The organism is Mesorhizobium sp., assembly GCF_004962245.1.
Taxonomy (GTDB): Bacteria; Pseudomonadota; Alphaproteobacteria; order Rhizobiales; family Rhizobiaceae; genus Mesorhizobium.
On record NZ_SUHQ01000019.1, the window covers coordinates 13,179 to 39,208 of the forward strand.

Sequence of the window (26,030 nt, forward strand, 5' to 3'; positions counted from 1 at the left end):
CGTTCATAGCGCGGAGGAATCGTGAGAACCTCGATCGCGACGGTCTCGATCGCCGGCGATCTCGCCGAGAAGCTAGCGGCCATATCGGCGGCCGGGTTCGACGGTGTCGAGATTTTCGAGAATGACTTCCTCGCCTTCGATGGCTCGCCACGCGATGTTGGGCAGATGGCGAGAGATGCCGGCCTAACCATCACACTCTTCCAGCCATTCCGCGACTTCGAGGGCTTGCCGGAGCCGCAGCGAAGCCGCGCCTTCGACCGCGCCGAGCGCAAGTTCGATGTCATGCAGGAACTGGGCACCGACCTGATGCTCGTCTGCTCGTCGGTATCGCCAGTGTCCCTAGGCGGTATCGACCGCGCCGCCGCTGATTTCCACGAGCTGGGCGAGCGCGCAGCCAAGCAAGATTTGCGTGTCGGCTACGAAGCTCTGGCTTGGGGGCGCCATGTCAACGATCACCGCGATGCGTGGGAGATTGTGCGGCGAGCGGCGCACCCAAACATCGGACTGGTACTCGATTCCTTCCACACGCTCGCCCGCAAGATCGATCTGTCCTCGATCCGCTCGATCCCATCGGACAAGATTTTCATCGTTCAGCTTGCGGACGCCCCACTCATCGACATGGACCTGCTCTACTGGAGCCGGCATTTCCGCAACATGCCAGGCGAAGGCGACCTACCCGTTCGCGAGTTCATGCAGGCGGTCGCAGCCACAGGCTATGACGACTACATCTCGCTTGAGATATTCAACGACCAGTTCCGCGGTGGTTCGGCCAAAGCCATCTCCGTCGATGGCAAGCGCTCTCTCGTCTGGCTAATGGACCAGGTCCGGCGCGAGGAGCCGGCGCTGGACGCGTCGGTTCCCTCCATGCCCGACCGCATCGGCGTCGAAGGTATCGAGTTCATTGAATTCGCTGCAAACCCCGAAGGTGCCAAGTCGCTCGGCACGCTGCTAGCGACGCTGGGTTTTGCCGAAGCCGGGCGACACGTCTCCAAGGACGTCACTCTGTACCGGCAAGGCGAGATCAACATTGTAGTCAACACAGAGCGGCAGGGCTTCGCGCATTCCTCGTTCGTCGTGCACGGTACGTCGGCTTATGCAATCGGGCTGAAGGTTGAGGATGCAGCAGCAACTGTCGTCCGCGCTGAGGCGTTGGGTGCCGAGATCTTCCACCAGCGGGTTGGGCCGGATGAACTGTCGATCCCGGCGATCCGCGGCGTCGGCGGTGGGCTAGTCTATTTTCTCGACGGAAAAACCGATCTGGCCAAGGTCTGGGACATAGAGTTCAAGGTCATTGCTACAACTCCCGACAGTGGCGTCGGGCTCACCCGCATCGACCATGTTGGCCAGACCATGTTCCACGAGGAAATGCCGAGCTGGCTGCTGTTCTACGTTTCCCTCTTCAGAACGACGAAGACGCCGATGGTCGACATTGTCGATCCAGCTGGCCTCGTCAGAAGCCAGGTGATCGAAGGCCTCGACAAGCGACTCCGCCTGACCCTCAACGGCGCCGAGAGCCGCCGCACGCTCGCCGGCCACTTCATCGCTGAGACCTTCGGCTCAGGCGTCCAGCACTTGGCGATGGCAACCGACGACATCTTCGCGGTGGCGAAGAAACTTGCGGCAAATGGTTTCGAGCCGCTGCAGATCTCGATGAACTATTATGACGACGTGGAAGCGCGTTTCGGTCTCGACCCCGATCTTGCCGACCGCTTGCGCGTATCAAACATCCTTTACGACCGCGACGACAAGGGTGAGTTTTTCCAGCTCTACGCCCCGACTTTTGGCGAGGGATTCATATTCGAGATCGTGGAGCGGCGCGGGGGCTATGCGGGTTATGGCGCTCCGAATGCGCCGTTCCGCATCGCCGCGCAAAAGCGCATGATGCGGCCGAAGGGTATGCCCAGGGTAGGATCCGCATGACGTTCGCCCGCATAAACGGGACAACGCTTCATTACCGCGACCGTCCGGTCAGTGGAAGGCCGACGATCATCTTCGTGAATTCACTCGGCACTGACTTGCGCATATGGAGCGCTGTCGAGCAGCTGCTTGCCGAGGACTACGGCATTGTCCTCTACGACCAGCGCGGTCACGGCCTTAGTGAACTCGGTGATGCGCCGCATGCGATCGAAACGCACGCGGCCGATCTCGCCGGCCTGCTAGACCATCTGCGCATCGAAAGCATAATCGTCTGCGGCTTGTCGATCGGTGGCGTGATCGCGCAGTGCCTTTACGGCACACGGCCGGAACTGATCGATGGACTGATCCTCTGCGACACGGCGGCGAAGATCGGCACAAGCGATATTTGGAACGGCCGTATCACGGCCGCATCTTCGAAAGGCATCGAAAGCTTCGCCGACGGCGTCATGGAAAAATGGTTCACGCCAGATTTTCACAAGAACCGCTCCGAGGAGCTTGCCGGCTATCGGACTATGCTCGTCCGTCAGTCTAGCGCGGGCTACGCCGCGGCATGCGCCGCCATCCGCGACGCAGATTTCCGGGCCGACACGGCGTCGATCGACGTGCCCACGCTCTGCATAGTAGGCGACCAGGACGGCTCGACGCCTCCTGAATTTGTGGAAGCATTCGCCCGGTCAATTCCCGGCGCTCGGTTCGAGGTGATTGCCGAGGCCGGCCACATCCCTTGCGTTGAACAACCCGAAAAGCTCGCCGACCTGATCCGCCAGTTCATAGGGGAAGACATGCGGAGGCGCACCCGATGAGAAATCGCAGCAAACGCTACGAGGAGGGTATGGCGACCCGCCGCGCTGTACTTGGCGACGCGCATGTCAATCGCGCTGAAGCAGCCAAGTCTGAATTCGACGATCCGTTCCAGGAGTTGATCACAGAAGCCGCCTGGAGCCATCTGTGGTCGCGCTCAAAGATCTCGAAGCGCGAGCGCTCAATGGTGACGATCGCGCTGTTGGCAGCCCTCGGTCACGACGAAGAAGTGGCCATGCACATACGAGCGACCACCAACACCGGCGCAACGCGGGACGATGTCCGCGAGGCTCTTATGCATGTTGCGATCTACGCTGGGGTGCCAGCCGCCAACCGCGCCTTCAAGATTGCGAAAAGGACATTCGCCGAGATGGATGCTGGGGCCGGCAGCACATGACCGGTCAAAAACTCGCCCCCAATTCCAGGCCGGAAACAGGCGCATTCTTCCAACGCGATCGAGAGTGGCATCCGCCGGCCTTCACGCCTGGTTACAAGACGTCGATCCTGCGCTCGCCACGGCGGCCGCTCGTAGCGCTCAACAATACGCTCTCTGAGTTGACAGGACCCGTCTTCGGCCATGACATTATCGGCGAATTGGACAACGACCTGATCTACAATTTCGCCGCACCGGGCGAAGCGGCGATCGGCCCACGCATCATCGTCCACGGACGTGTGCTCGACGAGCGCGGCATCGGCGTTTCTGGCGCGCTGATAGAAGTTTGGCAGGCCAATGCCGGCGGGCGCTACCGCCACAAGAACGAAGGTTATCTCGCGCCGCTCGACCCGAATTTCGGGGGGGGCGGACGTATCATTGCCACCGAGGACGGCTCCTATTCGTTTCGCACCGTTCAGCCCGGCCCATACCCTTGGCCGAACGGCCCGAATGACTGGCGTCCCGCCCACATCCATTTCTCCATCTTCGGTCATGGATTCGCGCAGCGGCTGATCACCCAAATGTACTTCGAAGGCGACCCGATGATCTGGAAATGCCCGATTGTGCGCACGATTCCCGACCACCACGCGATCGAAGGGTTGACCGCAGCGCTCGACATGCAAGCGACCATCCCCATGGATGCGCGTGCCTACAAGTTTGACATCGTGCTCCGCGGCCGTCGCTCGACGCTTTTCGAGAACCGCTTGGAGGGCAATTGATGGCGCAGACCCTCGAGCGCCTGAAGGAAAGCGCGTCACAGACCGCAGGTCCTTATGTCCATATCGGGCTAATGCCAAATTTCTGCGGCATCGGGGGCGTCTACGCGCATGATCTCGGCGCGACGATGGTCAACGAAAAGACCAAAGGTGAACGCATCAGGATCAAGATACGCGTGATCGACGGAGCCGATACTCCACTTAAAGACGCGCTGGTCGAGATTTGGCAAGCGGACGCGGCAGGCCTCTACAATTCGCCATCGGAACTGCGCGGGTCTGCCGATCCGAATTTCTCCGGCTGGGGTCGCCAGGCGACCGACATGACATCGGGGGAATGCCTTTTCGAGACGGTGAAGCCGGGCCGTGTGCCGTTCATCGACGGTCGTCCGATGGCGCCGCACATCACCGCGTGGATTGTCGCGCGTGGCATCAACATCGGTCTTCATACACGGATCTATTTCGGCGACGAAGAGAAGGCTAACGCGCAAGATCCCGTGCTTGCCCGCATCGAGCACCGGAATCGGATTGGTACGCTCATTGCATCACGTGAGGGCGATACTTACGCCTTCGACATACGTCTTCAGGGTGACGACGAAACCGTCTTCTTCGACATATGATCTCGGCTTTCGAACATCCCTTTCTTTCCGGACTCGTCGGCGACGAAGAGATGGCGGCGTTGCTCGGCATCGAAGCAGAAATGACTGCCATGCTGCGCTTCGAGACGGCTCTTGTCGAAGCTCAGGCGGAACTCGGCCTGATCCCAGGAGAGACTGCAAAGAGCATCGCCGGCACAATCGCGACATTCAAACCGGACATGAACGCGCTGAAGAATGGTACAGCGCGCGACGGCGTCGTCGTGCCAGACCTCATCCGGCAGATCAGACAGGCTGTCGAAGGGCCGTCGAATTACGTGCATTTCGGTGCAACCAGCCAAGACGTAATCGACACCGCGCTGGTGCTGCGCGTTCTTCCGTGCCTCGATCTCCTCGATAGGCGGCTCGCAGTGCTCGCCGGGGCTTTCGCAGATCTGTCTCGACGCTTCGGTGAGCGTCTACTGTTGGCGCACACCCGTATGCAACCCGCGATGCCGATTCGCGTCGCCGATCGGATCGAATGCTGGCGCGCGCCGCTCCAACGCTGTATCGAACGCTTGCAGCCCTTACGCCGATCGATCGGTGTCATCCAGTTTGGAGGTGCGGTCGGAACGCTGGAGGCATTCGGCGACAAAGGAACTGCGTTGCGTGCCGCTCTGGCTGCGCGGTTGAATCTTATCGATGTGCCGCAATGGCAAAGCCAGCGCGACCGCATAGCTGAATTGGCGAATTGGCAATCGCTGGTGACTGGTAGCCTCGGCAAGTTCGGCCAGGACGTTGCATTGATGATGCAAACTGGCGGCGCGATCGCGCTTGCAGGTGGCGGCACCTCGTCCGCCATGACGCACAAGCAAAACCCCGTCGACGCTGAGGCACTCGTCACGCTTGCCCGATTCACCGCGACGCAGCTCTCAGGGATGCATCACGCGCTCGTCCATGAGCAGGAACGATCCGGGGTGGCGTGGACGCTTGAATGGCTGATACTTCCGCAGATGTTGATTGCTGTGGGCGGTTCAACTGCAGTCGCAGCGCGTTTAATAAAACGCATCCAGACGATTGGACACGATCTGGGATCCTGATGCGTCCGGTTGCAACGTCGCGTAGTCGGCAGTGCCGCGGGATGTCTGCTTGCGGGTAAATTCGAGAATTTCGCAACGTCTGATAAGCGGCGCGAAGCTGCCATTCGCGTCCTGACCTGAGAAGGGCTGTTTTCGATCAATTCTTCCGCTTCTCGAACTGGAAGGTAGCGCCGGACTCGGTCGTTGGAGGGAGGGCGCTACGATAGCTTACCACTGACTTCGATCGGCATCGCTGCTGTTTGCGAGCCATTCCACCAGAATGAATCGGATCGATGCGTAGGGAAAAATCGCACGTCAGTGCGCAATTTCGCGCCATGGCGTAGAAAGGGCGCTGGCTCCCGGTCTGAATGAAACGGCGAACTACGAGCTGCCGATTCCCCTCGAAACTACGCAACAGCTTCCAACGCGACGGAAACGTGACCGAGACCGTGAAGAGCGCATTCGGCTGGCCGGTGGCCCGAAGCCCTCGCTGCGCGAAAAAGCATACGCTTTTGCCTGCGAACGGACCACGGTCAGGACCTACGATTTCACCGCCATAGGCATCCCAAGACACTACCTCGCCTGGATGTGTGAGGAAGGCCTGCTGGTGAAGATCGGCTATGGGCTCTATCGCGCCGCGGATCGCAAGGCTGCCTGATCAGCCTCGATTTAGAGGCCAATGTCGCGCAGAGATGCGCGATCGTGTGTCAGATCGAGACCGGCTCCGACGAGTGGCGATCGCAGCAGGGCTCGGCAATACCGCCTTTGCCCTCGAGAGCGCCGTTGCCCCTCGGTCTGATTCGATCGGCGTCAGGTCCTGCTTTCGCCAGCCCTCTTCGCTAGTGATCGGATCGTGTCGCGGTCGATCTTCAATCCGGCTGCTTCGTATTGCGCGATCTCAGTTTGAGAGATGTCGTGTTCATGGTCGGTCTCCTTCGCATGCGACGATCGCTGACCAATCGAGGCAAGGGCTGTTTCGGCCAAGGCCCGCGGGCGGAGGCTTGACTCCAAACCCCGCGGGCCAACCAGATCATGCCCTTCCGGACAGATCTTTCAGTTGCTTGAAGGGCTTTTCCAGCATTGCGCCCCACTTGGCGGGATAGACGATGTCAGGACCGGGTTCCCAAGGTCGAGTACCGTAGACCTTTGTCGGCCCACAACTGCAGATCGGATAGCGCATAGACGACCCGGCCGCCGAGCTTGCGGTAGATCGGGCCGGTTCCATAAGTTCGATGTTTCTCGAGCGTCCGGGCCGAAAGCGCCAGGAAACGTGCAGCCTCTTTGGTGACGAGGAAGCGTGGCGGGATGATAGGCAGATGGCTCATGGGTCTCTCCTCATGTCTGCCCGTCGGGAATGACGGGCACATAGAGGCATTGGCGGAGCGGTCTTCGGCGCAACATGTCGGGCGCGGCTGCGGCATCTATCGCGCCGCTGATCAAGAGGCGGCGTAATCCGATTTTGGCCAGTCCCCGGAGAATGACAACGTCTGCAGCGATTCGATTGCGCGATGGTCATGCTTTAGCGAGGAATCGGCGATGCGGCCATTGAGATCCAAGTCGGTTCAATGTGAGCCTGGACGAATGGACATACCGTCAGGGCCGGGACCGGTAGATCTGGATTGCCGTCGGCGGGGTACAAGTCAAATCAGCTGATCTCCAGGAACCCTCGTCAGCTCGCGGTCGACGCCGCGATCTGCTGGCGCCGCCTTGACCGGCGCGACAGATAGAAGGGCAGGACCGCAACGGCCGCGGCCAGGATCCACAGCACGACGCAGATCGTGCTGCCGAACAGGATGGACGGATCGCCGCCGCTGATCGCCAAGGCATTGCGCAGGTTCACCTCCATCACGCGGCCGAGCACGAAGCCGAGGATGATCGGCGCCATGTCGAAGCCCGCCTTACGCATCAGCCAGCCGACCATGCCGATGCCCAGCATCAGAAAGATGGAGAACACCGATGCATGGGTCGAATAGACGCCGACGATCGACAGTACTAGGATGCCAGGCACCAGCAGCCAGTTCGGTACGGTGAGAACGCGGGCGAAGATCTGCACCAGCGGTAGGTTGAGCGCCAGCAAGATGAAATTGCCGACGAAAAGCGAGGCGACGAGCCCACCGACGATCTCGGGCCGTTCGACCATCAGCATCGGTCCCGGCTGGATGTTGTATAGCATCAGCGCACCCAGCATGACGGCGGTCGTTCCGGAACCCGGCACACCGAGGGTCAGCATCGGAACGAACGCGCCGCACGCCGTCGCGTTGTTGGCCGCTTCGGGGGCCGCAAGGCCGCGAACGTCGCCCTTTCCGAAGGTACCCTCGGTGTCGGAAATTCGTTTCTCGGTCGTGTAGGAGACGGCGCTCGAAACCGAGGCGCCGGTGCCCGGCAACACGCCGACCACGAAACCGATCAGGGAACCGCGGAGCGATGCCCCGGTGCTTTTCACAATGTCCGTCCAGCGGGCAGTCATGCGACCAAGCTCGCGAATGACTGTGACGCCCCTGCCCTCGTGTTCGAGAATGAGCATTGCCTCCGACACGGAGAACAGGCCGATCACGAGTACGACAAACTCTATGCCGTCGCCAAGCTCGGGCTCGTTGAAGGTGAAGCGGTAGGCTCCCGAGGTCGCGTCCAGTCCGACCGTGGCGAGCATCAGGCCGAGCGTGCAGCCGATCAACGTCTTGACGGGCTGACTGCCGACCATCGAGCCCAGCGTCGCGAACGCAAAGATCATCAGCACGAAATATTCCGCGGGACCGAAGCCGATCGCCAGACCTGCGAGCAACGGCGCGAACAGCGCGAGGCCGATGGCGCCGAGCATGCCGCCCACGAAGGAAGCCAGGCCCGACAGCGCCAGCGCTTCGCCCGCGCGCCCCTGCCGCGCCAGGGGATAGCCGTCCATCGCCGTCATGACGGCGCCCGCGTCGCCCGGCACATTGAGCAGGATCGACGAGATGCGGCCGCCATACTCTGCGCCGCAATAGACCGCCGCGAGCAGGATCATGGTGCTCTCGGCCGGAAGGCCCATCGTGTAAGCGATGGGCAAGAGCAGCGCTATGCCGTTGATTGGGCCGATCGCCGGCAGCGCGCCGACGAGTGTTCCGATGAAGCAGCCGACGAAGCCGATCAGCAAATTCTGCGCGGTCAAGGTTACCGAGAAACCCTGCCAGAGATATTCGAGGTTCATGGATTTGACCTTTCCGGTTCGTTCCTCAGCCGCCGAACAGGGCGCCGACCGGCAGGTGGACTTCCAGGAGATAGGAGAAGACGAACCACCACAGAGCAGCGTGGCCGGCCGCTCCGGCAAGTGCCTTCGATGGCGGCGCGGCAAAGGTGAGCGCGGTGCCCAAGGTGAGGATGAAGATCGACACCGCGAAGCCAGCCGGTTCGAACAGGGCGACGGAGACGACCAGCAGGACGGGCACGGACAGCACCCGGACGAGAAGTGCGCCGGACGGGAAACCCTCCGCCTGTCCAGGAGAAAGGAAATACCAGACGGCCAGCAGACCCAGAACGGTCGCCAACGCGACCGGAAAAGCCCGCGGCCCTAACGGATCGGACGAGAATGCGTATTCGATGACGCTTCCGCCGATGCCATACGTGATTGCCAGCGCGAGCAGGCAGAGCGCCGCGCCGCGGCCGATCATCCGTGAGGCTCCCGGCGAGGCATGCGATTCGTCAGACATGGAGTTCTCCCTCATTTCGCTGAAGCGCAACCCGTTGCCGGCTGCCTGCGCCCGGACGGCCTCCATGCCGGTCCTCGCCATCGGCGCGCGGCCGATGGCGAACCTGGTCCGTCATATCTGAAGAGGCGCGCCCGTCGGGCGTCGACTTACATTCCGGCTTCCTTGGCCAGAACCTTGAAGCGGGCGACGTCCTCTTTCACGCGCTGATCGAATGCATCGCCGACCAGCGTGAACTCGAAGAGGCCGCGCGCCTCGCGCTCCTTGGCGAACTCCGGCGTGGTCGCCAGCTTCTCGAATGCCTGGACCCACCACTGGTAGTCGGCGTCGGAAACGTCCTTGCCGACATAATAGCCGCGCCAGACCGGCCAATCGATCTCGAAGCCCTGCTCGCGCGCGGTCGGAACATCCGCGAGTTCGCCGGACAGGCGCTCGGGCGACATCACCGCCAGGATGCGGACCTTGCCGGCGACGTGGTGCTTGACCATCTCGGCCGCGTCGCCCGAACCGACCTTCACATGGCCGCCTTCGAGGGCCGTCAGGACCGCGCCGCCCCCTTCCAGCGCAACGTAGCGCATGGACTTGGGCTCCTGGTCCGCCGACTTGGCGAGCAGGGATGCCTTCATCCAGTCCTGCGATCCGACGGCGCCGCCGCCGGCGATCGCGAATCCCGACGGATCGGCCTTGTAGGCCTCGACCAGTTCGCCGAGCGTCTTATAGGGCGAATCCGCCGCAACGACGAGGACGCCGAAATCGGCGCCAAGCGCGCCGACCCAGCGCACCGCCGTTTCGTCGTACTGGCCGAACTTGCCCTGCGCGAGCAGCAGCGCAGAGCCGCTCGAGGCCGCAGTGATGAGATTGCCGTCGCTGCCGCGCTTGCCGATGACATGGTTGTAGGCGACCGCACCGACGCCGCCCTCCATGTAGGTCACGGCCATGGGCTGGGAAATCAGCTTGGTTTCCAGCAACGCGTTGGCAGCGAGCCGGCAAGTCAGGTCGAAGCCGCCGCCTGGCTTCGCGCCTGCGAGGCATTCAGGCTTCGACGGCTGGGCATTCGCGGACGCGGTGAGCGCCAGCGTCACCGCTCCGAAAAGCGTGGCGCCAAATAGATGCTTCATGGATTTCCTCCCATAGAATCGTGAGCGGTGGCGAGGAATTTTCGCGCACGGCCCCGCGCGCCCTGTCCTTGGACAAGACGTCAAGCAGCGGCACCTTCGATTTCCTCCCGCCGGCCCCTCGCTCTCCACCAGGCCGGCAAGGTCAACCTAGCGCGCGTTCCTGTCACCATCCTGTCACGCGCCAGTCCGCCCCCGGATTTGCTTGTCGCCGGCAAGGCCGCATGCGATAATGGAATGTGCGTGTTCTCCTCATTGAAGACACCCATGACGTGGGCGAAGCGATCTGCCGGCGCTTCCAGCAGACGGGCCACACCGTCGACTGGGAGACCGACGGCGCTGCCGCGTCCGACATACTGGGCTTCACCGAATACGATCTCGTGATCCTCGACGTCATGCTGCCTGGCATGGACGGCTTCTCGATCCTGAAGAAACTGCGGCAGGCCAAGAGCGGCGTGCCCGTGCTGGTGCTGACGGCGCGCTCCGAGATCGACGACCGGGTCACCGCGCTCGACCACGGCGCCGACGACTATCTGGTCAAGCCGTTCGACTTCCGCGAGTTGGAGGCGCGTGCGCGGGTGCTCGTGCGAAGACGCAGCGGCGGCGACGCGACCAATCTGATCGTCTGTGGCGACATCAGCCTCGACCGGGCCAACCGCAATGTGATGGTGGGCAAGCGCGAGATACAGCTCAAGCGCCGAGAGATTGCGCTTCTGGAGATCCTCGCCTCGCGCCCCGGCAAGGTCTTCAGCAAGGAGGAACTGCTCGACCAGCTCTTCGGTTTCGACGACGCTGCCGGGGCCAACGCCATCGAGCTCTACATCGGCCGCCTGCGCAAGAAGCTGGACGGTGCGCGCGCCCGGATCGTCACGCTGAGAGGCAGCGGCTACCAACTGATCTCCGACGATGGCACATAGAAGCTCGCTGTTTTCCCGCCTCATGCGGCGTGTCGGCTTCGTCCTGGTGCTCGGCGCGGGGGCGCTGATCACCGCGGCCTGGATATATGCGCGCACCGCCGCCGACGAAGCGTATGACAGGCTGCTTCTGGGCGCCGCCTTCCAGATGAGCGACGGCCTCATCGTCGCCGAAGACAGCCTTCGGTTCGTGCTGCCTCCGTCTGCCTTCGAGCTGCTCGGGCTGGCGCAGCACGACCGGGTCTTCTATCGCGTCATCGATCCGTCGGGCGCGACCCTCACCGGCTATGCCGACCTGGCGGCGGAGATCGACCTCGAGGTCAGCCGCGCGGCCCCCGTCTTCGGCAACGACACCTTTCTCGGTGTCCCCGTCCGCACCGTAACGGTCTCCCACGCGATGAGCATGCCGAACGGTCCGGGCTGGGCCTATGTCGTGGTGGCGCAGACGATCGAGGCGCGACGCGCTCTTGCCTCGGAACTGACGGCGCGGGCGTCCGTTCTCGTTGCGGTCATGAGCGTTCTGGCCCTTATCGGGACGGCGTTCGCCGTGCGCTACTCGCTTCGGCCGGTCGACGATCTTGGCGCGGCGCTGAGGCGTCGCGATCCCCAGGACCTCGCGCCCCTTCAGGTCGCCGTGCCGCGCGAGCTGTCCCCCTTCGTGACGTCCATCAACCACTTCATCAACCGCCTCGACGAGCGGATCAAGCTGCTCCAGCGCTACATCGCCGACAGCGCGCACCAGATCCGCACGCCGCTGACGGCGCTTTCCGCCCAGGTGAGCATGATCGACGAACAGAAGGTCGCGCCGGAGGACCGCCGGCACCTGCAGCGCGTGCAGAGCCGCACGGCGGAGCTGGCCGGCCTGACCAACCAGTTGCTCAACCACGCGATGGTGATCCATCGCTTCGATTCGATCCAGCTCGCTCCGGTGTGGCTGAATGAGGTGGCGCGCATGGCCTTCCGCAACGCCGTGCCGATCACGGTGGATCCGGACATGGTCGTCTCGTTCGAGCCGTCGGAGGAGGAGCTTGTGGCGATGGGCGACGCGTTGAGCCTGCGCGAGGCGATCGTCAACGTCATCGATAATGCCCTGCGGCACGGCGCGGTCGCGAGACTCGAGGTTCGCGTACGGCGTCGGGAGGACTTCGGCCTGATCGAGGTTATCGACGACGGTCCCGGCATCAGGCAGGAGGACTGGCCGAACGTCGTCAGCCGTTTCTATACCGGAAGCTCGGACACGCGGGGCGCATCGGGCCTCGGCTTCGCCATCGCATCGGAGGTCGCGTCGGTTCTGCACGGACGGCTCGGCTTCCGCGAACGGACGGAAACCAAGCCGTTTTGCGTCTATCTGGAGTTGCCGCTCATACAGGATTCCGATCGATGAGCCGATATCGCCTGCCCGCGCTGAAGCGGGTCCTCGCGGCCGTCGCCTACCTGTTCCCGGCCATGGCCGGCGCGGTGGAAGGCGATCGCGTGACATTTCCCGCGCAGGGAGACGAGACGGGCCGTCTCGTCATCCACGCCGCGACCGATCTCGAGGCGATGCGGCCGCTCCTGCGCGATTTCCAGGCGCTCAATCCAGGCGTTGCGATCGAATACAGCGACTACGTGACCAACGACCTGTTCCGGGAGGCCCAGCAGGCCTGCGCGGCGGGATCGTCCAAGGCGGATATCTTGCTCTCGTCATCGGTAGACCAACTGGTCCGCCTCGCCAATGACGGCTGCGCCCAGATGCATGATTCATCTGGAACGCAGGGCGTGGCGGATTGGGCGAACTGGCGCAACGAGGTGTTCGGTTTCACCTTCGAGCCCGTCGTCTTCGTCTACGACCGGCGCTCCGTGCCGCCCGAAGACGTGCCGCGCAGCCACGATGCGCTGTCGGATCTGCTGCGGAGCAAAACCGACGTCTATCGCGGCCGCATCGCGACCTACGATATCGAGGCATCCGGCATCGGCTATCTCCTTGCTTTTTACGACTCGCGCCAAGCACCGACGGCGAACGGCCGGCTCCTGGAGACGCTCAGCCGCGCCGAAACCGTCGTCCGCTGCTGCAACAACGAGGTGCTCGGCGAACTCGCCGCCGGGCGGATCAGCATCGCCTACAACGTGTTGGGCTCATACGCCTATGCGGCGGCGCTCGCCAATCCGGACCTGCGCATCGTCCTGCCCGAGGACTATGCCCTTATCCTGTCGCGCGGAGCGATGATTCCCGCCCGCGCGGCGGGAGCGGAGTTCGGCAAGCACTTTCTCGATTATCTGCTTTCCGCGCGCGGGCGTCAGGTCGCGAGGGAGTCGTCGTTCTTTTTTTCCGAAGATGCGCCGCTGCCTCACGGCGTGGAAGGGCCGGAGAGCCTGACCGGCTCCGGCATCGGAAGGCCGATCCGCATCGGACCGGCGCTGCTGGCCGCCCAAGACGAAATCCAGCGGCACCAGTTCATAACCGACTGGAAGAACGTCCTGTTGAGGCGTTGACGATCTGGTTCAGCTTGCCGATGAGGGTGTCTGTCGATCACGGTAGCGAGCCCAGGGGAGCGGAACAAACTTGGGGGTAACGATTGCATCCGATCATGAGCGCTTTGGCGACAGAACCGGGATGAGCGCGCAAGCACGCGTTCCGGACGACCTTGGTCTTCGACTTGCGGAGGCGAAAGATCTGCTGCAGCAGCTTCAGCTTCGGATGATCGAGGGCCAGATCGAGCAGAGCGCCACCCTGGATCGAAGATGCTGTCATTGTGGTTTGACGCGTCCTCTTCACGATCGCCGGCAGCGGATCATCCAAACCCTGTTCGGCACGGTGACTGTCCGGCTACTGCGGCTCCGTCCTTGCCCTTGCCGTCGACCGGAGGCCGATTCTTCGGGATCTGGCGGGCGATCCAGACGTGTGCCGATGCTTCTGAAAGGGCGCGCCACGCCCGAGCTCGTCCGCATCCAGGCCGAGCTTGGTGCAAGGCTGTCGTTCCGCGAGGCCGCCCGTGTCATCGACTTGTTCCTTCCAAGTGGCGTCGGCGCCAATCACATGACGGTGCGCCGCCGCCTCGCCGAGATCGCCGATCAAGTCGAGGCGCGCGACAATGCCAACCAAGGCGGCGATCGTCGCTTCGGTGAACCCAAGGTCATTGCCGATGCTGGCGAAGCTGTGTCGCAGAACATGCGGCGTGATGTCGGCCAAGTCAGTATCCTTGAGCAACTTCGTCCACTGCCTGGGGAAGCTCCCGAATGGCATGCCGTCCTCCCAGCCGGGAAAGACGTAGTCTTCAGCACTCTGTTCCTCGTCGCGGCGACCCTCGAGGTATTCCAGGACCAGCAAGCCGATAGGACGCACGGACGCCCCCTCCTTGCTGTCGGTAAGACGCAGGCAACTCCCGTCGATATCGATCTCGCCGCACCGCAGACCGATGACCTCGCTGCGTCGGCAGCCTGTCAAGGCGATCACCCGGATCATCTCTGCGGTGGTCTCGTACTGTCTGTCCTCGGCCGCTTTCCGCAGAATATCGCCGAGCGTGCGGTATTCCTGCTCGCTGAGACGGCGGGCGTTGACCTGGTCTTTCGGCTTGCGCACACCGTGCACTGGGTTTTGTTCGATGATGCCCAGCTCCACCGCATAGGTGAGAATGCCGCCGAAGAGACCTATAGTCCGGGCGGCTGTGCCAGCCCCACCGCGCACGATGGCGCGCCCGCGCAGCTTGTCCGTCTTGACGTTCGTACGCGTCTTGCCCGCCATGATGTCCTTCATGGCCTGCGTGATGTCGGACTTGGCCAAGTCCCGTACCCGTCTGCTGCCGAGCAGCGGAATGATGTGCCGCTCGATGCGCCCCACATCGGTGGAGATCGTCGTGAGCTTCTTTGGTCGCCCTCGCTTCCCGAGCACCAGTCCGTTCTTCAAATCTTCGAGGTAGCGGGTGCAGAGTTCCTTGACGGTGATCGCTTCGCGATCGAGCTTGCGCTCCTCGGCAGGGTTTCCACCCCTCGCGACCTGGCCGAGCAGGACTTTCGCCTCGCGCCTTGCCTCCTCGGGAGTCCAGACTCCGTGTAGCCCGATCGTGTAGCGACGCGAACGGCCAGCCGAGCGATACTGCACGACATAGCTTCGCTTCCCCGATTTGAAGACCCGCAGCCCGAAGCCAGGCAGGTCCTCGTCCCAAATGACATAGTCCGAGGACCTGATTTCGGTGGTATCGACGGTTCGTTTGGTTAGCTTCGTCATTCGGGGGTGTTTCCTTGGCAGAATCCCCGCGTAAGCAATGCGTAAGCACCGGGGGTTTGAGCCGCTCCGTCGTACCGTCGGTGCTGATCGAATTCAAATTTGTTTTGTGATTTCAGTGGCATAGCGCGGATTCGGATAGAATCGGATAGTTTCGGCGGAACCGATTATCCATTCTCCGAAGGCAGAGGTCACAGGTTCGAATCCTGTCGGGTGCGCCACTAACCCCTTTGAAATATCGCCTAAATTTCGTTCGTCTCTGGCAGTCCGTCGTTTCCTACGCGGACGTAGTCATCCTCGAAACGGGTCTTCGATACAACGTAAGTGCCGTCTTCGTGCTTGTGCGGGAAGAGAAACTCTCCCGTCTTTGTGCCCCTGCTGACGAAGGCGTGCAATCCGAGCTTTGGCACCCAAAATTCCTTTCGTGCAATTCGTTGCAATCAATTCTCGTCAATCCGCCGTTTGCCGGTCGCGCACGCGCCGGAAGATTTCCAGCGCAAGATGTTCATGGGCAGCCGAGCGGAACTCCTTGTCGGTCATCACCCGCGAGAAAATTTCCTCGTTGCCCTCCATGCGGTCGATGAACAGTTCGTCGAGCATCCGTTCCAGATAGGATGAGAAGTTGGCAAGGTTGTTGGCCTTGGCCGCTTCAACGATCTTGTCGTCTTCTTCGGCGCTCGCACGCATCTGGTCGAAGAAGAATTGATCGGCTTCGGTAAAATTGGTGCCGAAGCGCTCGTTTAGCTTCGCCACCAATGTGGACAATGCGACGCCCTCCTCCGCGAAACTTCCAGTGCCAACGTCCGTCGGCCCCTTGAGCGGGGCGGCTTCGCCATAGCCTAGATCGATTGAACCTTCCGTCATCTGCTGGAGTCGGAAGAAGCGAAGCGCCACCTCGTCGTCCAGCGCAAAGGCATGGCCATCGCCTGGTGGTGGGAGCTTGGCGATTAGGTTGCGAACAAAGGCATAGAGCTTTTCAAGTTCGCTGTCCTGATAGGGGATAATCTGGGAGAGGAAGGCGTAAAGGTTCCGGTACGCGGTCAACTGGCCACGAAACTCGTCCTGCTCCGGCGCTTCTTTCTCGAGGAACCGCTGCACCACGGCATCGAGCACCGCGTTCATCAGCCGATGGTCGGTGGCGGAGTGATCGCGCTTTCCCCGATACCACACCTCGGCGAAGGCATTGACGTCGTCGGGTGAGAAGATCGCCCATTCCAAGAGCTTGTGCTGCAATTCCGACAGGCGGTGCGGATCGGCATTCTCGCCAATGGGCGTCGCTTCGTAATAGGGCTTGAACGCCTTGTAGATATCGTCTTCCTCGTTAGCGAAGTCGAGCACGAAGGTGCGCGCCTTGCCCGGAGCCATACGGTTGAGGCGAGATAGTGTCTGCACCGCCTGCACACCGGCCAGCCGCTTGACGACATACATCGTTTGCAAGAGCGGCTGGTCGAAGCCCGTCTGGTATTTTTCGGCGACCAGAAGCACGCGGTAGTCGTCGCGCTCGAAGGTTTCTGGCAGTTCGCTTTCGGCCAGCCCGTCGTTCATCGAAACTTCGGTGTACGAAGAGCCGGGGTCTTCCGGGTCTTCCACGCTGCCCGAAAAGGCGACCAACGAGCGGATCCCGGTATATCCGTGATCCTTGATGTAGCGGTCGAACGCTAGCTTGTATTTAACGGCGGCAAGACGCGAGCCGGTGACCACCATCGCCTTGGCCCGCCCGCCAAGCTCGTGCATGACGTAGAGACGGAAGTGCTCCACGATAACCGAAACCACTTGCTCGATATTGACCGGATGCAGTTCCAGATAACGGGTCAGCGCCTTCGCGGCCTTCTTGCGCGGCACCTCCGGGTCATCCTCCACCTGCTTGATGAGGCCGAAGAAGCGCTTGTAGGTCGTGTAGTTCAAGAGCACGTCCATGATAAAGCCCTCTTCGATGGCTTGCCGCATGGTGTACTCGTGGAACGGCGAGGTGCCGGATGGCCCCGGCTCGTCAAAAAGCGTCTTGGTCTTGAATTTCGGTGTGGCGGTGAACGCAAAGAAGCTGAGGTTCGGCTGCCGCGCGCGTTTCAGCGCATCGCGCAGTATGGCTGCCTTGGCATCATCGGACAGAGCGTCGTCCTCTTCGTCCGATATCTGCGCGGCGATCGCGGCTTCAATGCCATCCTTGTTGAGCATCCCCTTGAGCGCGGTCGCAGTCTCGCCGCTTTGCGAGGAATGCGCCTCGTCAACGATCACGGCAAAGCGCTTGCCCGCCGTGTCGATCTTCACTCCCGTGCCCTTGCCCTCCAGCGTGGAGAGCGCCTGCGCAATGAAGGGGAATTTCTGGATCGTGGTGATGACGATCGGCGTGCCCTGCGACAAGGCGCGAACAAGCTGCTGGGTGTCCTCGTCGATCTTCTCGACCACGCCGGTCTTGTGTTCGAACTGATAAATTGTGTTCTGCAATTGCTGATCGAGCACGCGCCGGTCGGTGACGACCACGACCGAATGAAACACCTTCTGGTCGTTGGCGTCGTGCAGGCTCGCCAGCCGGTGGGCAAGCCACGCGATGGAGTTGGATTTTCCTGACCCTGCCGAGTGCTGGACGAGATAGTTGCGCCCCGAGCCATTCGAGCGCGCATGGGCCACGAGCTTACGCACCGCATCAAGCTGGTGGTAGCGCGGGAAGACCATCGTTTCCTTACGGATGGTGCGCACGCCCTTGTCGGACTTGACCTGCCGCTCCTTCACTTCCAGGTGCATGAAGCGTTGCAAGATGTCGATCAGGCTATCGGCCTGTAGCACCTCGTCCCAGAGGTAGTGGGTTTTCCAGTTTCTTTCGACAGGCGGGTTGCCCGCGCCGTGATTATTGCCTCGGTTGAAGGGCAGGAAGACGGTTTCCTTACCCTTGAGGCGTGTGGTCATCCACACCTCGTCAGGGTCCACCGCGAAATGCACAAGCGCGCGTTTCTTGAAGGCGAACAGCAAATCGCGCTCGTCGCGCCCATCGCAATACTGCCGCACCGCATCCGCCGCGCGCTGGCCCGTCAGCGGGTTCTTCAGTTCCGCCGTGGCCACGGGCAGACCATTGAGGCTGAGCGTCACGTCGATGATGCAGCGCCGATTCTTGCCGTCCGCCTTTTTCATCACCGAGGTGAAGGCCACCTGCCGCGTGATGGTCAACCGGTTCGCGGCATAGGATGCGGTTGCCTCAGGATTCATCGCTGAGTTTGGGCGGAAAAAGGCCAATCGGAACGTCTTGCCGTAGCATTTGAACCCATGTCGCAGGACGTGCAGCGTGCCCTTGATGTCGAGTTCCTTGGCGAAACTATCGAGTATGGTCGCTTCTGTCTTGGCCCCGAGCAGCGCTTCCAACTGCCCCCACTTCGCCGGCTGACTGTCTTTCAGAAAGCCGATCACATCGTCCGGGAATAGCGCCAGAGCCTCGTCATAGGCGGTCGGTTGGCGCTTAGCATAGCCGCCCGCGCCGATTAATCCGGTCTCAATCGCTGTCTCGAAGTCGTGTTCGGTGTGCCCCGACATACTGCCCCTCAAACCGTATTTATGGACTCATTCTCAAGTTCGTCGAGCCCCAGCGCCTCGACTTCATCATAATGATAGTGCCGAACAGAAGGGTCCCGCGCGAGATATTTATTGTCTACATCCAGATAGGCGTCTGGATTGTTGTTCTCGGTGAGTACGAACTTCTTGATCTTCAGGGGTCTGCTGTCGCCTGTGTATTGTGCGACCACCTTTCGGAGGCAAGCGCACCAATGGGCACCCGACCTGAGCTGATCTATGATTGAGCCTGGATCCAAACTCTTCGTTTTGAACTCGAAGAGGTACGCCATAACCTTGCGGTTGAAGCACTGGAAAACGACAAAATCGCACCGCTTTGACCACTCCTTGCCGTTGTCGTCGAGAAAATGGAAAAGAGGGTTATTTCGCCCATCGAGCTTGATGGCGAACGCCTTGCCCTTGTATGGCAGCCGCACAATCCGTGTAGATTTCTTGGTTTCGCCTTCGCGGAAGTACTTTTCACGGAGGACGATCTCGCCTCCGTCGCCGCGATGGACGATATATTCGTCGCTGATGTACGCTTTGATGTGGTCGAAGTAGCTGGACGCGTCGAGGGTCATGCCAGTTCTACGATCTGACCCGTGACGGCAGCCGTGACGAGCGCCGCTCGATAGTCTGCCAATTGTTGCCGCGATGTGTCGATGCGATCCCAAATCGTCGCAATCCTGCTCGTCTGTTCCACGAGATACCCCACTATCCCCGATTGTTCAGCGACAGGTGGAATCGGGAATTCTATCTGCGCGTACCTTGACGGATTAAGATTTGCCTGACCGATGCTCGGCAAAGCGAGCGTGCGAGCCAAAGCCAGCAGCACTTCCGTACCCATGACGAAATTGGCGTACTCTGGGAGGTATCTATCGGTGAAACGGAAGCGCACCAGATAGGACGCGAGCGACACGGGGAAGTCTGCGTCCCCGCGAAAAATCGAGGTCTTTCCGACCAGATTAAGGCTGTTGGTGCGGTTGAAGACGACGTCGCCGGCCTCCAGCAGTAGATTCTCATCTACCTCATCGAGAAAACGCAAATCGCCAAGGTCGATTTCCCCACCGACTAGGTTTCCCATCCGAAGCACTGCGACCCCTCCAGCGGGTTCCAGAGAGGCGGAGACGCCATAGGTGGAACTGCGCAACACACGCTTCAACGGCAACACTTCCCAATGCGCTGGAATGTCGCCGAGCCAGTCAATGCCGGAGGGTTTCATGGGGGCGGCGGGGTTCAGGCCCTTGGTGACGGCGCGGGTGATCAGGGCCTGATGCTTTTCGGCCAGCCGGTCCAGAAGCGCTCGCTTCTTCTCGATCAGCCCGTCGATCCGTGCCGTCTTTTCATCCAGAAACCGCGCAATACGTCGCTGGGTGTCGAGGGGCGGGAGTGCGATAAAGGCGTTTTTCATCGGGTACTGGCCGAGTCCGAAGCGCGTGACGCCATTGGCCCCAAGCTTGAACTGATCGTTCAGTGGCTCGGAACGGCAAAGCCATGCGAGGTAGCCGCCGTCGAGATCGACCCCATTCGGCTCAAAGACCGAAAGGTGATAGCCGCAGACAACACCCGGCATATCTTCGGCAACAAGCGCTGGAATACCGATGTCGTCCCAGCTTTCGCTATCCTTGGTGACGATCACCTGACCGCGCTTGAGTTGGAATTTTTCGATTTCCGCTTCGGTCGCGCCCCCCTGCATGAACTCCAGGTCAGGAGTGATCCGGTCGTTATAGTAAACGTCGGTGTAGTTGCAGAGCCGAATCGGCTCTTCGCCGTCCGCAATCGTTTTGTCGACATTGCTGTTGCGTACATCCGCGAAGAACTTGAGCTTCTCCAGCCGCCATCCAGCCGGAAGCGAGCCGTAAGCCTGCTCCACCTTTTCGGGCACGGTCGTCATGCAACCAGCCCTTTCAGCAGCCCAGCGATCTCGCCTTCCAGCGCGGTGATGTCCGTCTCGATCTCGTCCAGCGGGCGCGGCGGGTCGTAGACGTAGAAATGTCGGTTAATCGGGATTTCGTAGCCGATTTTGGTCTTGTCGTAGTCCACCCAGGCATCGGAGACATGGGGGAGCACTTCGCGCGCCATAATAGGCGTCAATTGCGGGCTTCATTGCAGTGACAAGGTGCTCGTTTGGTTTGTCCGGCCCGAAGAACATCGGCAATTTCGCACCCTTATGGGCGGCGTTCTCGTCCCTGTTCACCGCGTCCAGGAACGCCTTGGGCATCCCGAATGCCTCGGGCAGCGGGATGTTTTCGGTGTCGCGCAATTCGCTATCCGGCTCCGGCCTGCCCTTGCCGTCGCAGCAAATCTCGGCGTTTGAGTCGCGCTCACCCAGCGCGGCGAAGACGGCTTTCTTGATCGGCGCGGCGATGCTGACCCCGGCGCGCTTGGTGGCGCGAGCAAGATCGGCCTCGAACGCCTCGCGGTCCATATACCGGCCCTTGCCTTCGAGCGTTGCCAGCGCGGCGCGAATGGCCTCCTGCTGCGCGCGCCCTTCCTCTATCTCGCGCGCCGCCGCCTTGTCGTCCTTGCGCTTTTTTGAGGTAGCGAGATTGATGAAGGCGCTCTGGCCGTCCAGTTTGGCTATGCGCTCCGGGCTCGCCTCGAAGTTCATGCGCAACGGGCGCTCAACCGTCACCTTGAGGAAACCGAACTCGCGATTCTCGAAGACGCGCGAGACGATTCGCTTTTCGGTATCGCCGTTGACCCGTACCTCCGCCGCCTCGCCATCGCTGTGATTGCCATAGATGCGGGTGAGGTGACTGATCTGCTCGTCGGTGATCTCGTTGCGCTTGTTGTTGAGGCTCTTCGTCATCCGCTTGAAAAAGCGAGTGCCATCGATCAGTTGTACCTTGCCGCGCCGCTCGGGAGCCTTGCGATTGGTGACGAGCCAGACATAGGTGAAGATGCCGGTATTGTAGAAAAGCTGGTCGGGCAGCGCCACGATGGCGTCAAGCCAATCGTTCTCGATGATCCAGCGGCGGATGTTCGATGGGCCGGAGCCGGCATCGCCCGAGAAGAGCGGCGAGCCATTGAAGACGATGGCGATCTTGGAGCCGACCGCGTTTTCGTCCCCTCCCTTGTAGGGGTACATCTTCGAGATCATGTGCTGGAGGAACAGCAGGGAGCCGTCATTGATCGCGGGCAGCCCGGCACCGAAGCGACCGGAGAAGCCCAACTCGTTGTGCTCCTTCTCGACAACCGCCTTCTGGTCCTTCCACTCTACGCCAAAGGGAGGGTTAGCGAGCAGGTAGTGGAATTGCCTGCGCTCGAAGCCGTCACGAGCCTTGCCATCGCCCAGAGTGTCGCCGAGAATAATATTGCTGACATCTTCATCCTTGATGAGCATGTCCGAACAACAGATTGCCCAAGCTTCATCGTTATATTCTTGCCCGAACAACGCCAAATGTGCTGACTTGTTTTGCCCGAGATCACTTCCGGGTTCTCCTTTGAAGAACCGTTCTGACTCCGAAAGCATTCCACCGGTACCACATGCGGGATCATAAATTTCAAGGTAGATTCCCGGTTTGTACACATCCGGTTCACCGGTATATATAAGGTTGGCCATCAGACGGATGACTTCGCGGGGGGTGAAGTGGTCGCCGGCTTCTTCGTTGGCCTGCTCGTTGAAGCGCATCACCAGATGCTCGAATAGATAGCCCATTTGCAAATTGTCTATGCGGTCAGGGTGTAGATCAACTTGGGGATCAGCCATCGCCTTGACGATGGTGAAAAGTCGGTTGCTGGCGTCGAGCTTTTCGACTTGGTCTGTAAATTTGAACTTGTCAAAAATTGCGCGTGCAGTAGGCGAGAACCCGTTGATGTAAGAAACGAGATTCGGCGCAATGTTCTCCGGATCACCAAGCAACTTTTCAAAAGTGAAAGGGCTTACGTTGTAAAGCGGATGCTTGCGCTTGGGGTCAGCGGCCTTTCCGAGCAGCTTATCCATCGCGCTTTCGGGCGTGTCCTTTGCGGTCAGCTTTTCGTATTCCTTGAGTACAGCGGCCTTGGTCGGCTCAAGAACGCAATCCAGTCTGCGCAGCACGACCATCGGCAACATGACCAGCCGGTATTGCGGCGGGCGATATGGGCCGCGAAGTCGGTTGGCAATTTCCCAGATCGTAGACTTCAAATTCTCGTGGGCTTGCAGATTCATGTCAGCAGTCCGCCTTGGCAATTTCTTCACTTGGAATGGAACATTTCCCGGAGGAGGTAGAATCGACCGACCGCGTACAGTCAAGGAGCGACTGGTACGCCACACCGGCGATCAATTGAGCTTTGGTGGACGGATAGGACGGCTTGGGGTTGGTAGACGACGACCGGAGCGGACAGAATACTGGAACCTGGCCGACCTGGCTTCCCGCCACTGAACCGCGACCGCCAAAACACCGACTGCCGATTCCCCTATTTCAGCCATATCTCGTAAAGCTCGACGTCGAATCCAGTCCTGCCCGCCCATCACGGTCACCTTCGATCTCAGCGATGATCTGGAACCCAATCGGCTTCGGATGATTTGTTTGTGGGTAGATTTGAAGGAGAAGCCATTGTCCGCACCGAAGGAAATGGATGTCGTCCTCGAAAAGCTGCCTTTGAGGATCGGCGCCTACATACCCGACGACTTGCTGGAAGACTGGTTCGCGCCGGGAACGGGCATGAACCCGGTCAGCACGGAAGCGCTGGCGGCCGCCAAGACTTACGGATGGCGCTTCGAATGCGATTTCAAGCACTACCCCGAACGGATGGAAGGCGTGTTCTGGAAGTGGGTGCCGGCGATCTGATCCGCGCAGGGGAGCCTGAATAGAAATGGGCAGGCATAGTTGCAGGCGGGCGGGTCAGTCGGGGCTGAGCCATGCATTCGCGGTCGCGAAAAGCTTCGCTTTGCCGATTGCCGCACGGCCGGAGCTCGCCGGCATTTCAACCTCGGGCAGCGCCCGTTCCGGCATTCACCCCATCCAGCAACGCCAGCAGCCCCTTCAGAATCTCCACCGGCGGCGGCGGGCAGCCTGGGATGTGCAGATCGACCGGCAGCACCTCCGAGACGCCGCCCATGACGGCGTAGCTGCCGGCGAAGCAGCCGCCGTTTCTGGCGCAGTCGCCGAGGGCGACCACCCATTTGGGGTTGGGCGTCGCGTCCCAGGTTCGCTTCAGCGCCTCGCGCATGTTTTTGGTGACCGGCCCGGTGACGAGCAGCACGTCGGCATGGCGCGGCGAGGCGACGAAGCGGATACCGAAGCGCTCGATGTCGTAGAAGGCGTTGCTGAGCGCATGCATCTCGAGTTCGCAGCCGTTGCAGGAGCCGGCGTCGATCGCCCGGATCGACAGGCTTCGGCCGAGCCGCTTGCGGGCGGCACCGTCGAGAGCGCGGGCGAGCTCGTCGACCGCGGCATCGCTCGCTTCGGGCGGACGCTCGGTGAGCGGGGGGCGTATCAGGCTTTCGAAGAGAAGCTTGCGCATGACAGCGTGCCTTCTTGTTTGACCTTTTCCAAAAACCGGTTTCCACTTTTTGGGATCATGGTCTTAGAGATCGTGGCCGGAATAGGAGCAGTTGAACGACTTGTTGCAGAGCGGAAAGTCGGCGACGATGTTGCCCTCGATCGCCGCTTCAAGCAGCGGCCATTGAAACCAGGAGGGGTCGCGCAGGTGACAGCGCTCGATGATGCCGCCTGCGCCAATGCGCAGCCAGGCCAGAATGTCGCCCCGGAAGCCCTCGACAAGCGCCATACCCTCTAGCGCCATGCCTTCACGCGGCCCATCCGGCTCGGCAATATCGACGCGGATCGGGCCGCCCGGCAGTTTTTGCAGGATCTGCTCGACCAGCGACAGGCTCTGCTCGACCTCGCGGATGCGGATCCAGACGCGCGCATTCACGTCGCCCTCCTGAAGGACAGGGACGTCGAAGGCGAGTTCGTCATAGGGCGGATAGCCCGGGCTGCGCCGCGCGTCGAAATCCCGGCCGGAGGCGCGGCCGACATAACCGCCTGCTGCATATTGGCGGGCGAGTGCCGGCTTGAGCCGGCCGGTCGCGACGGTGCGGTCCTGCAGCGACGCCGTGTTGTCGTAGAGTTCGACCAAATGAGGAAAGCGCTGCCTGATCTCCGCGACCAGCGCCCGGATTGCCGCCGTCCCCGCTTCGCCCAGGTCGCTTGCCACCCCGCCGGGCACGATGCGGTCGCGCATCAGGCGATGGCCGAAGGCCGCGTCGCCGGCGCGCAGCACGCGTTCGCGCAGCACGCCGCAATGGGCATGCATGAGCGCGAAGGCAGCGTCGTTGCAGATGGCGCCGATATCGCCGAGATGGTTGGCAAGGCGCTCCAGTTCGGCCATCAGCGCCCGCAGCCAGACCGCGCGCGGCGGAGCCTCGACACCGAGTGCGGCTTCGACCGCGCGGGCAAAGGCAAGCGAATAGGCGACGGTGCTGTCGCCGGACGTCCGGCCCGCCAGTCTGGCCGCGCGCTCGACAGGCGAACCCGCCATCAGGCCTTCGATGCCCTTGTGCACGTAGCCGAGACGCTCTTCCAGTCGCACAACCGTTTCGCCGCTTGCGGTGAAGCGGAAATGCCCGGGCTCGATGATGCCGGCATGCACGGGCCCAACCGGAATCTGGTGCAGGCTGTCGCCTTCGGCGGGCAGGAAACGGTACGCCGCGGCTGGCGGCGGGGTCCGGGTTGCCGATGCCCCCGCTGCCAATGTCCCCGGTGCCAGGGGATGACTGACGCCCCATTGGCCGTGATCGAGCCAGCGACGGGTATCGGGAAGGCCTTGCGGCAGCAGCCCGAACAGGTCCGCGGCGGCGCGCTCGAGGCGCAGGGCCGGCGGATGAAGCTGGCCGACCGATGGGTAGCGGCCGCCGGGGCATTTCAGGCTGATCATGCCGATCTCCCGACCTTCGCCGAGAAGCGCCATGTGGACGATGTCCGGCTCGCCCCAAAGACCGAGCAGGCTCCAGCGGCCCTCGGCGAGCTGCTCCACGGCAAGGTTCCAGGCTTTCGGCGCCACCATGGCGCGTCTGGCGGGCGCGTGGTGCTCGACAGGCCGGCCGGCCTCGATGAGGCCGGTCAGCGCAGGCAG

24 protein-coding genes and 1 pseudogene are annotated in these 26,030 nt (G+C 61.6%); 12 read left to right on the forward strand and 13 right to left on the reverse strand.

Going from position 1 to position 26,030, the window contains the following annotated elements:
• The first annotated feature begins 21 nt into the window (after nt 1-21).
• The 7 genes from E5X88_RS20290 to E5X88_RS33660 all read left to right on the forward strand — a co-directional run bounded on the left by E5X88_RS20290 (nt 22) and on the right by E5X88_RS33660 (nt 6,176).
• The gene (locus E5X88_RS20290; RefSeq protein ID WP_292164417.1) at nt 22-1,920 is read left to right on the forward strand and encodes a sugar phosphate isomerase/epimerase and 4-hydroxyphenylpyruvate domain-containing protein; all 1,899 of its coding nucleotides are present in this window, start codon (nt 22-24) and stop codon (nt 1,918-1,920) included.
• A complete protein-coding gene (pcaD, locus tag E5X88_RS20295) occupies nt 1,917-2,720 on the forward strand; it encodes a 3-oxoadipate enol-lactonase (protein WP_292164418.1) in 804 nt (267 codons plus the stop codon). Before E5X88_RS20290 ends, pcaD begins: the two co-directional genes overlap by 4 nt.
• Complete coding sequence (gene pcaC / locus E5X88_RS20300) at nt 2,717-3,115, forward strand: 4-carboxymuconolactone decarboxylase (protein ID WP_292164419.1); 399 nt, start codon at nt 2,717-2,719, stop codon at nt 3,113-3,115. Before pcaD ends, pcaC begins: the two co-directional genes overlap by 4 nt.
• On the forward strand, nt 3,112-3,870 hold the full coding sequence (gene pcaH, locus E5X88_RS20305; protein ID WP_292164421.1) for a protocatechuate 3,4-dioxygenase subunit beta: 759 nt from the start codon (nt 3,112-3,114) through the stop codon (nt 3,868-3,870). Before pcaC ends, pcaH begins: the two co-directional genes overlap by 4 nt.
• Entirely contained in the window at nt 3,870-4,484 is a 615-nt protein-coding gene (gene pcaG / locus E5X88_RS20310) for a protocatechuate 3,4-dioxygenase subunit alpha (RefSeq protein ID WP_292164423.1), read from the forward strand. Before pcaH ends, pcaG begins: the two co-directional genes overlap by 1 nt.
• The gene (locus tag E5X88_RS20315; protein ID WP_292164425.1) at nt 4,481-5,539 is read left to right on the forward strand and encodes a 3-carboxy-cis,cis-muconate cycloisomerase; all 1,059 of its coding nucleotides are present in this window, start codon (nt 4,481-4,483) and stop codon (nt 5,537-5,539) included. The genes pcaG and E5X88_RS20315 overlap by 4 nt, the downstream gene beginning before the upstream one ends.
• 469 nt (nt 5,540-6,008) lie before the next feature.
• Nucleotides 6,009-6,176, forward strand: coding sequence for a type IV toxin-antitoxin system AbiEi family antitoxin domain-containing protein (locus E5X88_RS33660; RefSeq protein WP_366929955.1), 168 nt, complete (start codon nt 6,009-6,011; stop codon nt 6,174-6,176).
• A gap of 372 nt (nt 6,177-6,548) precedes the next feature.
• On the opposite strand, the pseudogene E5X88_RS33665 reads toward E5X88_RS33660, so the two are convergent.
• The 3 genes and pseudogenes from E5X88_RS33665 to E5X88_RS20330 all read right to left on the reverse strand — a co-directional run bounded on the left by E5X88_RS33665 (nt 6,549) and on the right by E5X88_RS20330 (nt 9,201).
• Nucleotides 6,549-6,843: pseudogene (locus tag E5X88_RS33665) on the reverse strand (DNA-binding protein).
• Between the two features lie 344 nt (nt 6,844-7,187).
• Nucleotides 7,188-8,702 (reverse strand): tripartite tricarboxylate transporter permease, encoded by a 1,515-nt coding sequence (locus E5X88_RS20325; RefSeq protein ID WP_292164427.1) that lies wholly within the window; start codon nt 8,700-8,702, stop codon nt 7,188-7,190.
• A gap of 25 nt (nt 8,703-8,727) precedes the next feature.
• On the reverse strand, nt 8,728-9,201 hold the full coding sequence (locus E5X88_RS20330) for a tripartite tricarboxylate transporter TctB family protein (RefSeq protein ID WP_292164429.1): 474 nt from the start codon (nt 9,199-9,201) through the stop codon (nt 8,728-8,730).
• On the opposite strand from E5X88_RS20330, the gene E5X88_RS20335 reads away from it, so the two are divergent.
• Nucleotides 9,200-9,322: a hypothetical protein gene (locus E5X88_RS20335; protein WP_292164431.1), complete on the forward strand. Its 123-nt coding sequence runs from the start codon at nt 9,200-9,202 to the stop codon at nt 9,320-9,322. The genes E5X88_RS20330 and E5X88_RS20335 overlap by 2 nt on opposite strands.
• A gap of 25 nt (nt 9,323-9,347) precedes the next feature.
• Here the strand turns inward: E5X88_RS20335 and E5X88_RS20340 are convergent, their stop codons facing one another.
• On the reverse strand, nt 9,348-10,316 hold the full coding sequence (locus E5X88_RS20340; RefSeq protein WP_292164432.1) for a tripartite tricarboxylate transporter substrate-binding protein: 969 nt from the start codon (nt 10,314-10,316) through the stop codon (nt 9,348-9,350).
• A gap of 236 nt (nt 10,317-10,552) precedes the next feature.
• Between E5X88_RS20340 and E5X88_RS20345 the strand changes: the two genes are divergently transcribed.
• The 3 genes from E5X88_RS20345 to E5X88_RS20355 are packed head-to-tail and all read left to right on the forward strand — an operon-like array spanning nt 10,553 to nt 13,699.
• Nucleotides 10,553-11,230, forward strand: a complete 678-nt coding sequence (locus tag E5X88_RS20345) for a response regulator transcription factor (RefSeq protein WP_292164434.1) — start codon at nt 10,553-10,555, stop codon at nt 11,228-11,230.
• Nucleotides 11,231-11,252: 22 nt separating this feature from the next.
• Nucleotides 11,253-12,611, forward strand: a complete 1,359-nt coding sequence (locus E5X88_RS20350) for a sensor histidine kinase (RefSeq protein WP_292164437.1) — start codon at nt 11,253-11,255, stop codon at nt 12,609-12,611.
• A complete protein-coding gene (locus E5X88_RS20355) occupies nt 12,608-13,699 on the forward strand; it encodes an ABC transporter substrate-binding protein (RefSeq protein WP_292164438.1) in 1,092 nt (363 codons plus the stop codon). The genes E5X88_RS20350 and E5X88_RS20355 overlap by 4 nt, the downstream gene beginning before the upstream one ends.
• Before the next feature lie 37 nt (nt 13,700-13,736).
• On the opposite strand, the gene E5X88_RS20360 is transcribed toward E5X88_RS20355, so the two are convergent.
• From E5X88_RS20360 to E5X88_RS20390, 7 genes are all read right to left on the reverse strand, one after another.
• Entirely contained in the window at nt 13,737-14,006 is a 270-nt protein-coding gene (locus tag E5X88_RS20360; RefSeq protein WP_292164440.1) for a hypothetical protein, read from the reverse strand.
• 27 nt (nt 14,007-14,033) lie between these two features.
• Nucleotides 14,034-15,431 (reverse strand): integrase arm-type DNA-binding domain-containing protein, encoded by a 1,398-nt coding sequence (locus E5X88_RS20365; RefSeq protein WP_292164442.1) that lies wholly within the window; start codon nt 15,429-15,431, stop codon nt 14,034-14,036.
• Between the two features lie 447 nt (nt 15,432-15,878).
• The gene (locus E5X88_RS20370; protein ID WP_292164444.1) at nt 15,879-18,950 is read right to left on the reverse strand and encodes a DEAD/DEAH box helicase family protein; all 3,072 of its coding nucleotides are present in this window, start codon (nt 18,948-18,950) and stop codon (nt 15,879-15,881) included.
• A gap of 8 nt (nt 18,951-18,958) precedes the next feature.
• Nucleotides 18,959-19,546, reverse strand: a complete 588-nt coding sequence (locus tag E5X88_RS20375; RefSeq protein WP_292164447.1) for a hypothetical protein — start codon at nt 19,544-19,546, stop codon at nt 18,959-18,961.
• On the reverse strand, nt 19,543-20,859 hold the full coding sequence (locus E5X88_RS20380; protein ID WP_292164449.1) for a restriction endonuclease subunit S: 1,317 nt from the start codon (nt 20,857-20,859) through the stop codon (nt 19,543-19,545). Before E5X88_RS20380 ends, E5X88_RS20375 begins: the two co-directional genes overlap by 4 nt.
• Nucleotides 20,856-21,008: a hypothetical protein gene (locus tag E5X88_RS20385; RefSeq protein ID WP_292164451.1), complete on the reverse strand. Its 153-nt coding sequence runs from the start codon at nt 21,006-21,008 to the stop codon at nt 20,856-20,858. The genes E5X88_RS20380 and E5X88_RS20385 overlap by 4 nt, the downstream gene beginning before the upstream one ends.
• The gene (locus E5X88_RS20390; RefSeq protein ID WP_292164453.1) at nt 20,965-23,118 is read right to left on the reverse strand and encodes a class I SAM-dependent DNA methyltransferase; all 2,154 of its coding nucleotides are present in this window, start codon (nt 23,116-23,118) and stop codon (nt 20,965-20,967) included. The genes E5X88_RS20385 and E5X88_RS20390 overlap by 44 nt, the downstream gene beginning before the upstream one ends.
• A 388-nt stretch (nt 23,119-23,506) precedes the next feature.
• On the opposite strand from E5X88_RS20390, the gene E5X88_RS20395 reads away from it, so the two are divergent.
• Complete coding sequence (locus E5X88_RS20395) at nt 23,507-23,740, forward strand: hypothetical protein (RefSeq protein WP_292164455.1); 234 nt, start codon at nt 23,507-23,509, stop codon at nt 23,738-23,740.
• Nucleotides 23,741-23,876: 136 nt separating this feature from the next.
• Here the strand turns inward: E5X88_RS20395 and E5X88_RS20400 are convergent, their stop codons facing one another.
• Nucleotides 23,877-24,416, reverse strand: a complete 540-nt coding sequence (locus E5X88_RS20400) for an NADH-quinone oxidoreductase subunit B family protein (protein ID WP_292164456.1) — start codon at nt 24,414-24,416, stop codon at nt 23,877-23,879.
• Nucleotides 24,417-24,479: 63 nt separating this feature from the next.
• Nucleotides 24,480-26,030: an NADH-quinone oxidoreductase subunit C gene (locus tag E5X88_RS20405; RefSeq protein WP_292164634.1), complete on the reverse strand. Its 1,551-nt coding sequence runs from the start codon at nt 26,028-26,030 to the stop codon at nt 24,480-24,482.

Coding starts and splice junctions, on each gene's coding strand:
- pcaD (WP_292164418.1), top strand. CDS start 1,917: ATGACGTTCGCCCGCATAAACGGGACAACGCTTCATTACCGCGACCGT.
- pcaC (WP_292164419.1), top strand. CDS start 2,717: ATGAGAAATCGCAGCAAACGCTACGAGGAGGGTATGGCGACCCGCCGC.
- pcaH (WP_292164421.1), top strand. CDS start 3,112: ATGACCGGTCAAAAACTCGCCCCCAATTCCAGGCCGGAAACAGGCGCA.
- pcaG (WP_292164423.1), top strand. CDS start 3,870: ATGGCGCAGACCCTCGAGCGCCTGAAGGAAAGCGCGTCACAGACCGCA.
- E5X88_RS20315 (WP_292164425.1), top strand. CDS start 4,481: ATGATCTCGGCTTTCGAACATCCCTTTCTTTCCGGACTCGTCGGCGAC.
- E5X88_RS20325 (WP_292164427.1), bottom strand. CDS start 8,702: ATGAACCTCGAATATCTCTGGCAGGGTTTCTCGGTAACCTTGACCGCG.
- E5X88_RS20335 (WP_292164431.1), top strand. CDS start 9,200: ATGGAGTTCTCCCTCATTTCGCTGAAGCGCAACCCGTTGCCGGCTGCC.
- E5X88_RS20330 (WP_292164429.1), bottom strand. CDS start 9,201: ATGTCTGACGAATCGCATGCCTCGCCGGGAGCCTCACGGATGATCGGC.
- E5X88_RS20340 (WP_292164432.1), bottom strand. CDS start 10,316: ATGAAGCATCTATTTGGCGCCACGCTTTTCGGAGCGGTGACGCTGGCG.
- E5X88_RS20350 (WP_292164437.1), top strand. CDS start 11,253: ATGCGGCGTGTCGGCTTCGTCCTGGTGCTCGGCGCGGGGGCGCTGATC.
- E5X88_RS20355 (WP_292164438.1), top strand. CDS start 12,608: ATGAGCCGATATCGCCTGCCCGCGCTGAAGCGGGTCCTCGCGGCCGTC.
- E5X88_RS20365 (WP_292164442.1), bottom strand. CDS start 15,431: ATGACGAAGCTAACCAAACGAACCGTCGATACCACCGAAATCAGGTCC.
- E5X88_RS20370 (WP_292164444.1), bottom strand. CDS start 18,950: ATGTCGGGGCACACCGAACACGACTTCGAGACAGCGATTGAGACCGGA.
- E5X88_RS20375 (WP_292164447.1), bottom strand. CDS start 19,546: ATGACCCTCGACGCGTCCAGCTACTTCGACCACATCAAAGCGTACATC.
- E5X88_RS20380 (WP_292164449.1), bottom strand. CDS start 20,859: ATGACGACCGTGCCCGAAAAGGTGGAGCAGGCTTACGGCTCGCTTCCG.
- E5X88_RS20390 (WP_292164453.1), bottom strand. CDS start 23,118: ATGAATCTGCAAGCCCACGAGAATTTGAAGTCTACGATCTGGGAAATT.
- E5X88_RS20400 (WP_292164456.1), bottom strand. CDS start 24,416: ATGCGCAAGCTTCTCTTCGAAAGCCTGATACGCCCCCCGCTCACCGAG.